The sequence below is a fragment of the Duganella sp. HH101 genome (genome assembly GCF_001758795.1).
GTDB lineage: Bacteria > Pseudomonadota > Gammaproteobacteria > Burkholderiales > Burkholderiaceae_D > Rugamonas > Rugamonas rivuli.
In genome coordinates, this window is record NZ_LRON01000048.1 from 1 (window position 1) to 13,047 (window position 13,047).

The 13,047-nt window shown below is 64.5% G+C and carries 2 protein-coding genes; both read right to left on the minus strand.

Annotated elements, in window-relative coordinates; translation table 11 throughout:
- Positions 1-9,118: non-ribosomal peptide synthetase (locus tag DUGA2_RS31915; protein ID WP_141753450.1), on the minus strand; the 9,118-nt coding region annotated here is incomplete at its 3' end.
- Between the two features lie 13 nt (positions 9,119-9,131).
- The coding region (locus DUGA2_RS31920; RefSeq protein ID WP_141753451.1) for a non-ribosomal peptide synthetase at positions 9,132-13,047 on the minus strand (3,916 nt) is incomplete at its 5' end.

Genomic DNA, 13,047 nt, shown 5'->3' on the forward strand with positions numbered 1-13,047 from the left:
ACTCGATGCTGCCATCCTCCAGATAGCGCGCCAAAAATCGCCCCGATTTGTACATGCGCGATCCGGCCTCGCCGAACGGATTCGGCACGAATTTGTCCGCCGTCAGGTCGGCACGTTTCACATAGCCGCGCGCCAGGCCGACGCCCGCTATATGCAGCTCGCCCGCGACGCCCATCGGTACAGGGTTCAAGCCCGCATCCAGAATGTGGATTTGCGTATTGGCGATCGGATGACCGATCGGCACGCAGGACAATTCGCTCTCCGCGTCGCAACGCCAGTAGGTGACGTCGACCGAAGCCTCCGTCGGACCGTACAGGTTATGCAACGCCACATGACGCCACTGGTCCAGGAAGCGCTGCTGCAGTTCCCACGGCAACGCCTGGCCGCTGCACATCACCTGGCGCAGCGTTGCGCCCTGCTCCACCGGCGCCGCGTTCGCAAACACTTCCAGCATCGGCGGAACGAAGTGCGCCGTCGTGATGCCCTGCTGCGCGATCAGTTGCGACAGGTATGCCACATCCTGATGGCCGCCCGGTTTCGCCAGCACCAGCCGCGCGCCTTCCATCAGCGGCCAGAAGAACTCCCACACCGAGACGTCGAAACTGAACGGCGTTTTCTGCAGCACGCGGTCTTGCGGCGTCAGCTCGTAAGCCTGCTGCATCCAGCGCAGACGGTTAACGATACCCGCGTGGTCGATGGCTGCGCCTTTCGGACGGCCGGTCGAACCGGAGGTGTAGATCACGTAGGCCAGGTTGCGCGCCGACGTCAAATTGGACGGATTGGTGGCGTCGCATGCGTCCAGCGAGGCCGCGTCGGCGTCCAGCAGGAATACAGGCGCTTCGCTGGCTGGCAGCACCGACAGCAGGCGCTGCTGCGTCAGCAGCACCGCAGGCGCCGCATCCTCCAGCATGTAGGCCAGGCGGTCGGCCGGGTAGGATGGGTCCAGCGGCACGTACGCGCCGCCGGCTTTCAATACGCCCATCAGGCCTACCACCATCTCCAGCGAGCGCTCCGTGCATACGCCCACCAGCACGTCCGGGCCTACACCCAGCGTGCGCAGATGATGCGCCAGGCGGTTCGCCCGCGCATTCAGTTCGGCATAGGTCAGCTGCTCATCTTCGTACACCAACGCCACCTGATGCGGCGCCGCCAGGACCTGGCGCTCAAACAGCTCGTGCAGCGTTCCATCGAGCAGGGATGCGTCGGCCGTGTCGTTCCACTCCACCAGCAGTTGGTGGCGTTCCGATGCCGGCAGCACGTCGATGGAGCCAACCGCGCTGTCCGGCGCGGCTTCCAGCGCCGCCACGAGCTGCTCGACGGCGGCGTGCATGTACTCGCATACGCGCTGTGCCGACACGCTTGCGCTGACCTGCGCCGTCAGCGAAAAGTCGTCGCCCAGATCGTCGACCGAGAACGTGACCGGATAATTGGTGCGCTCTTCGCTGCTGAGCATTCCAACGCCCTGCCATGCCGCGTCGCCCGCCTTCTGCGCCACGCTATGGCGGTAGTTGAGCAGCGCCGAGAACAGCGGCATCGGCGCCTTCACGCCGCTGCAACGCTGCGCCAGCGCCAGCGACGCGTGCTCGTGACGGAGCAATTGCGTCAACATGTCGTGCGCGGAGCGCACCGCTTGCGCCACGCCTTGTTCGCCCAGCTTGAAACGCACCGGCAGCGTGTTGATGAACATCCCCAGTACGCTCGACGCATCTTCACCGCCGGCCATACGGCCCAGCAGCACCGTGCCGAACACCACATCGTCGCGGCCAGACACCTTGGACAGCACCTGCGCCCATGCCAGATGCATGACGCTCGCAGCGCTCACGCCCAGCTGGCGTGCCTGCTGGCGCAAACGACGCGACAAATCGCCATCGACCATCCGGTGCGACTCGACGATGCCCGTGCCATCGCCCTGCACGTCGAGCAGGCCGAATGGGGCGGTCGGTTCATCCACGTCGGCCAGCATCGCGCCGAAGTAGGCCTCGTGCTCGGCCTGGCTCACGCCCAGACGGGCCTGGGCAACGAAATTACGGAACGGCAGCGCCGGTGGCAGTTCGTCGGCGCGGCCTTGCAGCAGCATGCGCACTTCCGCGACCAGCATGTCGAGCGTGCTGTGATCGATCGCCAGGTGGTGCGCCAGGATTTGCAGCAGCCAGCGGCCATTGGCCTTGTCCTGTGCGGCAAACGCGCGCATCAGCGGCGCCTGGCGCACGTCCAGTCGGTAATGGCGCGGATGATAGCGCTCCGCCAGGTCCTTTGCGACGTCGGCCGCGTGGTCCAGGTTGACCTGCTCGGCCACCAGATGCGCCTCGCGCCAGACCACCTGCACCGCTTCGTTCAAGCCATCCCAATGCATGGCCGTACGCAGGATATCGTGGCGCGCCACGACCTTGTTCAAGGCCGCGACAAAGCCGTCAAGCCGCTCGCGGCTGTCGAACTGCATCAGGCTAGGCAGCAGGTAGGCGTCGCCCTCCTCGCTCATCATGTGATGGAACAGGATACCTTCCTGCAGAGGCGCCAATGGATAGATATCCTGGATGTTGGCGGCGCCGCCCGGAACCGCCGCGACCACGCGTGCGATCTCCTGCTCGTCCAGCTTCACCAGCGTCACCATCTCCGGCGTGATCGCCGTGCTACCGTCCACGATGCCGTTGGCCGGCACCACGATGTCGTTGTTTTCACCACCCGACGTTCCGGCCAGTGCCGCGATGGTCGGCGTGGCGAACAAGGTCCGCACGTCGACATTCAGGCCGGCGCGGCGCATGCGCTCCACCAGCGTGATCGCCAGCAGCGAGTGGCCGCCCAGCGTGAAGAAGTTGTCGTGCACGCCCACTTTGTCCAGATTGAGCACGCCGGCCCAGATATCGGCCATGGCCTCTTCGGCCGCCGTGCGCGGCGCCACGTAGCCTTCTTCGCTGCGTGCCATATCCGGCGCTGGCAAGGCCTTGCGGTCCACTTTGCCGTTCGGCGTCAATGGCAGCTGGTCCAGCACCACGAAGTGCGCCGGCACCATGTATTCCGGCAGCGATGCCAGCAAGGCGGCGCGCAGTCCGGCGGCATCAGGCAATTGCTCGCCATCGTGCGCGACCAGATACGCGACCAGCCGCTTGTCGCCCGCCACGTCCTCGCGGGCCAGCACCAGTGCGTCGCGCACCGGCTCCAGCGCTGCCAGTACAGCCTCGATTTCGCCAAGCTCGATGCGGAACCCACGCAGTTTGACCTGGTGGTCGATACGACCGAGGTACTCGATGTTACCGTCTTCCAGATAGCGCGCCAAGTCGCCCGATTTGTACATGCGGCTGCCCGCAGCGCCGAACGGATTCGGCACGAATTTGTCCGCCGTCAGGTCGGCTCGGTTCAGGTAGCCGCGCGCCAGGCCGGCACCGGCAATATGCAACTCGCCGGCCACGCCCACCGGCACCGGATTGAGGGCGGCATCCAGCAGATAGACCTGCGCATTACCGATCGGCCGGCCAAGCACCGGTACCTCGCCGGCGTCCGCGATGGCGCACACGGTCGTGTCCACGGTCGCCTCGGTCGGGCCGTAGACGTTGAAGCTGCGCTTTGCCGGCGCTTGCTTCAATTGTTCCCACAGCTGTTGCGGGATGGCTTCGCCGCCGACGAGCAGACAGGAAGGCAATGCGTCCGCACCGGCCGCTTGCAGCAATAGGCCCAGCTGCGACGGCGTGCAGTCGAAGGCATCCAGACGCAGTTGCTTGATGGTCTGCGCCAGTTGCTCGCCGTCGCTGCGCACCTGATCAGGGATCGGGCAAAGCGTCACGCCTTGCGTCAGCAACAGCCATTGCTGGACCGACGCATCGAAAGACAACGACGCGTTCTGTCCCACGCGCACGCCGGCCAGGTCGCCGAACTGCGCGTAGGCGGTCTTGACCAGGCCATCGAGCAGATTCAACGCCGAACCATGCGCGATGGTCACGCCTTTCGGACGTCCCGTCGAACCGGAGGTGTAGATCACGTAGGCCAGGTTGCCCGCAGAGGCGACGCTGGACGGATTGGTGGCGTCGCAGCCATCCAGCGACGCTGCGTCGGCGTCGAGCAGGAATACCGGCACTTCGCTGGCAGGCAGTGAGGCCAGCAAGCGTTGCTGGGTCAACAGCACCACAGGCGCCGCATCCTCCAGCATGTAGGCCAGGCGGTCGGCCGGATAGGCCGGGTCCAGCGGCACATAGGCGCCACCGGCTTTCAGTACGGCCAACAGGCCAATCACCATCTCCAGCGAGCGTTCCACGCACAGCCCCACCAGCACATCCTGGCCTACGCCCAGAGTGCGCAGATGGTGCGCCACGCGGTTCGCCCGCGCATTCAGTTCGCCGTAGGTCAGCGATACATTGTCATACTCCAGCGCCACGGCGTCCGGCGATGCAGCAGCACGCTGCTCGAACAGCGAGTGGATGGTCCCAGCCGGTACGCCGGCAGTCGTCGTGTCGTTCCATTCCACCAGCAGTTGATGGCGCTCGGCGTCATCCAGCATGTCCAGGTCCTGGATGCGCCGCTCAGGGTTGGCTACGATGGCCTCCACCAGCCGGGTGAAATGCGCCGCCATGCGCGCCATCGTCGATGGTTCGAACAGGTCGGTGTTGTAGCTGATGCTGCCGTTCAGGCATCCGGCTTCCTCCGTGAACGTGAACGTCAGATCGAACTTGGCCTGCGCGGACTCATCGTTCATGGCCTGCAAGGTCAGGCCGGGCAGCGTGAGCGCGTCCATCGGCGCGTTCTGCAACGCCAGCATCACCTGGAACAGCGGCGAATGGCTGGTATGGCGCTCCGGCTTGAGCACTTCGACCAGTTGTTCGAACGGCACGTCCTGGTGCGCGTACGCGTCCAGCGTGTTGGCGCGTACTTGGTCTAGCAATTGCAGGAAACTGGCGCCATGATCGACTTGCGTGCGCAGCACCAGCGTATTGACGAAGAAGCCGATCAGACCTTCGGTTTCCGCGCGGTTGCGGTTGGCGATTGGCGTGCCGATGCAGATGTCGTCCTGCCCGGCGTAACGCGACAGCAGCACATTGAAGGCCGCCGTCAGCGTCATGAACAAGGTGCTTTGCTTCTGGCGGCTTAGCGCATTGAGGGCCGCCGTGGTGGTGGCCGACAGTGTGAGCGGCTGCGTCGCGCCGCGATGGGTCTGATGCACCGGGCGCGGATGGTCCGTCGGCAGCGTCAACAAAGCCGGCGCGCCCGTCAGGTAGCCTTGCCAGTAATCGAGCTGCTGTTGCAGCACCTGGCCACTGAGCCACTGGCGCTGCCAGTGCGCGAAGTCGGCGTACTGGATCGGCAGCTCCGGCAGCGGCGATGGCTGCTGCTGGACGTATGCGCCGTAGAGCGCGGCCACTTCCTGCACCAGAACGCCGATGGACCAGCCGTCCGAGACGATGTGGTGCATGGTCAACAGCACGATGTGCTCCGAATCGCTCATGCGCAGCAGGCGCGCGCGGATCAGCGGGCCGGTGGACAGGTCGAACGGCGTGTGCGCCTCGTCCTGCACCAGCCATTGCGCCTTGGCCTCGCGTTCCGCATGCGGGAGGTCGGACAGGTCGGTCGTTTCCAACGCCAGTTGCAATTCCGGTGCGATCACCTGCACCGGCGTGCCGTCCACGCTGGCAAAGCTGGTACGCAGGGCTTCGTGGCGGCGTACGATCTCGTTCAATGCACCCTGCAGCGCCATCACGTCGAGCTGGCCGTTCAAACGGACCGCAGCCGGAATATTGTAGAACGCGCTGCCCGGTTCGAACTGATCGAGGAACCACAGGCGCTGCTGCGCGAACGACAGCGGCATGGCCGCATCGCGGCCGACCGGCACCATCGGCGCCGCCAGCAAGCCACCCAGCACCGCATCCAGCTGCGGCATCAGTCCGGCGATGGTCGGCGCTTCGAACACCGCCCGCAGCGGCAGTTCGACTTCGAACGCGCTGCGGATCTGCGACACCAGCTGCGTCGCCAGCAGCGAGTGGCCGCCCAGCGCGAAGAAGTCGTCGTGCAGACCTACTTTGTCAAGCTTGAGCACACCGGCCCAGATACCGGCCATGATCTCCTCGGCCGCCGTGCGCGGCGCCACATAACCATCTTCGCTGCGCGCCAGTTCCGGCACCGGCAGCGCCTTGCGGTCCACCTTGCCGTTCGACGTCAGCGGCATCTGCTCCAGCACCACGAAGTGCGCCGGCACCATGTATTCCGGCAGCGACTCCAGCAGCGCCGCGCGCAGGCCTGCCGCGTCGGGCAATTGCGCGCCATCGTGCGCGACCAGATACGCGACCAGGCGTTTGTCGCCCGCCACGTCCTCGCGCGCCAGCACCAGCGCTTCGCGCACCGGTTCCAGCGACGCCAGCGCGGCTTCGATTTCACCGAGCTCGATACGGAAGCCGCGCAGCTTGACCTGATGGTCGATACGGCCCAGGTATTCGATGCTGCCGTCTTCAAGGTAGCGCGCCAGGTCGCCCGACTTGTACAGGCGGCTGCCGGCCGCGCCGAACGGGTTCGGAATGAACCGGTCGGCCGTCAGGTCGCCCCGGTTCAAGTAACCCCGCGCCAGGCCTGCGCCGGCGATATGCAGCTCACCAGCCACGCCGACCGGCACGGGGTTCAAGCCGGCATCCAGAATGTACGACGCCAGATCGGGAATCGGCCTGCCGACCGAATTGGATGCCGTGCCGTCCTGCTGCAGCAACTGCCGCGTGACGTGAACCGTGGTCTCGGTGATGCCGTACATATTCGTCAGCGCCGGCGCTTCGTAGCCATGCTTGTCGAACCATGGGGCCAGCGCGGCGCGGTTGAGCGCCTCGCCGCCGAAGATCACATGCCGCAGGCGCAGGGCTGAAGCCCCGGCCTGATGGCGATCGGCTTCCACCAGTTGCTGGAATGCCGATGGCGTCTGGTTCAACACCGTCACGCCCGCACGCACCAGCAAGCCGTGGAATTGATCGGGCGAGCGCGAAACCAGGTATGGCACGATGACCAGACGGCCACCGTACAGCAGCGCGCCCCAGATTTCCCAAACCGAGAAATCGAAGGCGTACGAGTGGAACAGCGTCCACACATCTTCGGCATTGAAGCCGAACCACTCGTCGGTCATGCTGAACAGGCGCAGCACGTTTTCATGCTGCAGCAGACTGCCCTTTGGCCGTCCGGTCGAACCGGATGTGTAGATCACGTAGGCCAGGTTGCCGGCCTGCGTTTCGCTGGACGGATTGGTGGCGTCGCAGGCATCGAGCGATGCCGCATCGGCGTCCAGCAGGAACACCGGCACATCGCTGGCCGGCAGCGCAGGCAACAGGCGCTGTTGCGTCAGCAGCACCGCAGGCGCTGCATCCTCCAGCATGTAGGCCAGGCGGTCGGCAGGATAGGCAGGGTCCAGCGGCACGTAGGCGCCGCCGGCCTTCAGGATAGCCAGCAAGCCGACGATCATCTCCAGCGAACGTTCAACGCACAGGCCCACCAGTACATCCGGGCCCACGCCCAGCGTGCGCAGGTGGTGCGCCAGGCGGTTGGCCCGCGCATTGAGTTCGCCATACGTCAGCGACGCATCCTCATACTCCAGCGCCACGCTCTCCGGCGACGCCGCAGCGCGCTGCTCGAACAGCGCGTGGATGGTCCCCGATGGAGCCACGCCGCTCGCGGTGTCGTTCCACTCCACCAGCAGCTGACGGCGTTCGGCGTCGCCCAGCATGTCCAGATCCTGGATGCGGCGCTGCGGATCGGCCACGATGGCCTCCACCAGCCGGGTGAAGTGCGCCGCCATGCGCGCCATCGTCGACGGCTCGAACAGGTCGGTGTTGTAGCTGATGTTGCCGTTCAGGTGCTCCGCGCCCTCCGTGAACGTCAATGTCAGGTCGAACTTCGCCTGTACCCCTTCTGCTTCCAATCCCTGCAATGTCAGCCCCGGCAGCGTCAATGCGCCCATCGGCGTATTCTGCAGCACCAGCATCACCTGGAACAGAGGCGTATAGCTGGTGTGGCGCTCAGGTTTCAGCACCTCCACCAGCTGTTCGAACGGCACATCCTGATGGGCGTAGGCGTCCAGCGTGTTGCGGCGCACGAGTTCAAGCAACTGCAGGAAGTTCGCGCCGCTATCCACTTGCGTCCGCAGCACCAGGGTATTGACGAAGAAGCCGATCAGCCCTTCGGTCTCGGACCGGCTACGATTGGCGATCGGTGTACCGATGCAGATATCGTCCTGCCCCGCGTAGCGCGACAGCAGTATGTTGAAGGCCGCCGTCAGCGTCATGAACAGCGTACTTTGAGTCTGGCGGCTCAGCGCATTGAGGGCTGCCGTCGTGGCTGCCGACAGCGTGAACTGCTGCGTCGCGCCACGGTGGCTTTGATGTGCGGGACGCGGATGGTCGGTGGGCAGCGTAAGCAGGGCCGGCGCACCGGCAAGGTGTCCTTGCCAGTAATCGAGCTGCCGCTGCAGCACCTCGCCGCTGAGCCACTGGCGCTGCCAATGGGCGAAGTCCGCGTACTGGATCGGCAACTCGGGCAGCGGCGACGGCTGCCGCTGAACGTAGGCGCCGTACAACGCGGCCACTTCACGCACCAGAACACCGATCGACCAGCCATCGGAAACGATGTGGTGCATCGTCAGCAGGACGATATGCTCGGTATCGCTCAGGCGCAGCAGGCGCGCGCGTATCAGCGGTCCGGCCGCCAGATCGAACGGCATTTGCGCTTCGGCGTGAAACAGCGAGCGGGCCTTGGCTTCGCGCTCGGCTTGCGGCAGGTCCGACAGATCCCTCGACTCCAACGTTAGTCGCAGTTCGGGCGCTATCACTTGGACTGGCGTGCCGTCCACGCTGGCAAAGCTGGTGCGCAACGCCTCATGTCGGCGGACGATCTCGTTCAGTGCGCCCTCCAACGCCGCCAAGTCCAATTGTCCGGTCAGCCGGACTGCTGCTGGGACGTTATAGGACGCGCCGCCGGGCTCTAACTGATCGAGGAACCAAAGCCGCTGCTGCGAGAATGAAAGACTTAAATGCAGAAGATCTTTTGCTCTACTTACGATAGGAAAGGACCAAAAATCTATGCCTTTTTGAATCATCAGTGCCCGGGCTTGGGCACGTTTAGTTTCGGACAACTGACGATAAAAAACAACAAAATCTTCTTTTTTCATTCTTCTGCAGTCTCTATTCTTGATTGTGGCTTAACAAATCCTGAATCTCCGAAAATATGTCTTCGGATTTCAACCGATCGATGCGTTCCTTTTCCATAGCAAGCTCGATGCCTTCGGCCAACGCAGCAATAGTTGGCGCTGAATATCCTTGCAATATGTCAATTTTAGCATCAAAAAACACTTGTATTTTGGATATAATTTGCATTAAAGACAAAGAATTTGCGCCCAAATGGAAGAAATTGTCATAGATGCCCACTTTATCTAATGACAACACCTCGCAAATGATGCCGGCAAGCGCCTCTTCTACCGACGTCCGAGGGGCGACATAACCTTTCTGGTTGTTCGCCATGTCCGGCGCCGGCAAGGCTTTGCGGTCCACTTTGCCGTTCGGCGTCAATGGCAGCTGCTCCAGCACCACGAAGTGCGCAGGCACCATGTAGTCCGGCAGCGACGCCAGCAAGGCGGCGCGCAGCCCTTCCGTCTCCGGCAACTGCGCGTCTTCGCGCGCGACCAAATACGCAACCAGCCGCTTGTCTCCCGCCACGTCCTCGCGGGCCAGCACCAGTGCGTCGCGCACCGGCTCCAGCGCTGCCAACGCGCTCTCGATTTCACCAAGCTCGATGCGGAACCCACGCAGCTTGACCTGGTGGTCGATACGGCCCAGGTACTCGATGCTGCCATCCTCCAGATAGCGCGCCAGATCGCCCGACTTGTACATGCGCGATCCTGCCTCGCCGAACGGATTCGGCACGAATTTGTCCGCCGTCAGGTCGGCTCGATTCAGGTAGCCGCGCGCCAGGCCGGCGCCGGCAATATGCAGCTCGCCCACCGCGCCCACCGGCACCGGTTCAAGCGCAGCGTCGAGGATATACACCTCGGTGTTGGCGATAGGACGGCCCAGCGGAATCGACGAACCGACCACCGAGCCCGCAGGAATCGTATGGCAGCACGTGAAAGTGGTGCTCTCGGTCGGACCGTAGCCGTTGATCATCCGTGCCGACGGGCTGTAGTCCAACAGCTGCTGGACATGATGCGGCGACAGCGCCTCGCCGCCCGCCAGGATGCGGCCCACCTTGGCCAGGCTTGGCAGCTGGTAGGCCACCATCTGATTGAACAGCGCGGACGTCAGCCACAAGGTATCGATCGCGTGGGCCTCGAGGGCCGCGCCGATCTGCGTCACGGAGAGCATGCCCGGTTCAGCGATGATCAGGCGCGCGCCGTTCAACAGCGCGCCCCAGATCTCGAACGTGCTGGCGTCGAACGTCAGCGACGCCAGTTGCAGGATGCGGCTCGATGCGTTCAGTTCCACGTAATCGCTTGATTTAACCAGGCGCGCCACGTTCCGCTGGTTGATCTGAACACCCTTCGGCTTGCCGGTCGAGCCGGATGTATAAGTCACATAAGCCAGGTTGTCGGCCGAGGCGACGCTGGACGGATTGGTGGCGTCGCAGGCATCGAGCGACGCCGCGTCGGCGTCCAGCAGGAATACAGGCACTTCGCTGGCCGGCAGTGAGGCCAGCAGGCGTTGCCGGGTCAGCAGCACCGCCGGCGCCGCGTCCTCCAGCATGTAGGCCAGGCGGTCGGCCGGATAGGCCGGGTCCAGCGGCACATAGGCGCCGCCGGCCTTCAGGATGCCCAGCAGGGCTACCACCATCTCCAGCGAACGCTCCACGCACAGGCCCACCAGCACGTCCGGGCCCACGCCCAGTGTGCGCAGGTGATGCGCCAGGCGGTTCGCTCGCGCATTGAGCTCGGCATACGTCAACTGTTCGCCTTCGTGCACGAGCGCCACGCTGTCCGGCGACGATGCCGCCCATTCCTCGAACAACGCCGACATCGTCGACGTCGATGGATAATCGCAGGCCGTGTCGTTCCATTCCACCAGCAACTGCCGGCGTTCCGATGCCGGCAGCACGTCGATGGCGCCAACCGCGCTGTCCGGCGCGGCTTCCAGCGCCGCCACGAGCTGCTCGACGGCGGCGTGCATGTACTCGCATACGCGCTGCGCCGACACCGTCACATTGAGCTGCGCCGTCAGTGCGAAGTCCTCACCCAGATCGTCAACCGAGAACGTGACCGGATAATTGGTGCGCTCTTCACTGCTGATCATGCCTACGCCCTGCAAAGCGATATCAACATCCGCACCGCTCTTGGCCTGCGGGGCTACGCTATGACGATAGTTGAACAAGGCCGAGAACAATGGCATCGGCGCCTCCACGCCGCTGCAACGCTGCGCCAGTGCCAGCGACGCGTGCTCGTGACGGAGCAATTGCGTCAACATGTCGTGCGCGGAGCGCACCGCTTTTGCCACGCCTTGTTCGCCCAGCTTGAAGCGCACTGGCAGCGTGTTGATGAACATCCCCAGTACGCTCGACGCATCTTCGCCGCCGGCCATACGGCCCAGCAGCACGGTGCCGAACACCACATCGTCGCGGCCAGAGACCTTGGACAGCACCTGCGCCCATGCCAGATGCATGACGCTCGCAGCGCTCACGCCCAGCTGGCGTGCCTGCCGGCGCAAACGACGCGACAGATCGCCATCGACCATCCGGTGCGACTCGACAATGCCCGTGCCGTCCCCCTGCACGTCGAGCAGGCCGAATGGCGCGGTCGGTTCATCCACGTCGGCCAGCATTGCGCCGAAGTAGGCCTCGTGCTCGGCCTGGCTCACGCCGAGACGGGCCTGGGCGACGAAATTACGGAACGGCAGCGCCGGCGGCAGTTCGTCGGCGCGGCCTTGCAGCAGCGTGCGCACTTCCGCGACCAGCATGTCTAGCGTGCTGTGATCGATCGCCAGGTGGTGGGCCAGAATCTGCAATAGCCAGCGATCCCGCGCCTTATCTTGTGCGACAAACGCGCGCATCAGCGGCGCCTGGCGCACGTCCAGTCGGTAATGGCGCGGATGATAGCGCTCCGCCAGGTCCTTTGCGACGTCAGCCGCGTGGTCCAGGTTGACCTGCTCGGCCACCAGATGCGCCTCGCGCCAGACCACCTGCACCGCTTCGTTCAAGCCTTCCCAATGCATGGCCGTACGCAGGATGTCGTGGCGCGCCACGACCTTGTTCAAGGCCGCGACAAAGCCGTCAAGCCGCTCGCGGCTGTCGAACTGCATCAGGCTAGGCAGCAAGTAGGCGTCACCCTCCTCGCTCATCATGTGATGGAACAGGATACCTTCCTGCAGAGGCGCCAATGGATAGATATCCTGGATGTTGGCGGCGCCGCCCGGAACCGCCGCGACCACGCGTGCGATCTCCTGCTCGTCCAGCTTCACCAGCGTCACCATCTCCGGCGTGATCGCCGTGCTACCGGCCACGATGCCGTTGGCCGGCACCACGATGTCGTTGTTTTCACCACCCGACGCTCCGGCCAGTGCAGCGATGGTCGGCGTGGCGAACAAGGTCCGTACGTCGACATTCAGGCCGGCGCGGCGCATGCGCTCCACCAGCGTGATCGCCAGCAGCGAGTGGCCGCCCAGCGTGAAGAAGTTGTCGTGCACGCCCACTTTGTCCAGATGGAGCACGCCGGCCCAGATATCGGCCATGGCCTCTTCGGCCGCCGTGCGCGGCGCCACGTAGCCTTCTTCGCTGCGTGCCATATCCGGCGCTGGCAAGGCCTTGCGGTCCACTTTGCCGTTCGGCGTCAATGGCAGCTGGTCCAGCACCACGAAGTGGGCAGGCACCATGTATTCCGGCAGCGATGCCAGCAAGGCGGCGCGCAGTCCGGCGTCATCCGGCAATTGCTCGCCATCGTGCGCCACCAGGTAGGCCACCAGCCGCTGGTCGCCGGCCACGTCCTCGCGTGCCAGCACCAGCGCGTCGCGCACCGGCTCCAGGGCTGCAAGCGTGGATTCAATCTCACCAAGTTCGATACGGAAGCCGCGCAGCTTGACCTGGTGGTCGATACGGCCCAGGTACTCGATGCTGCTATCC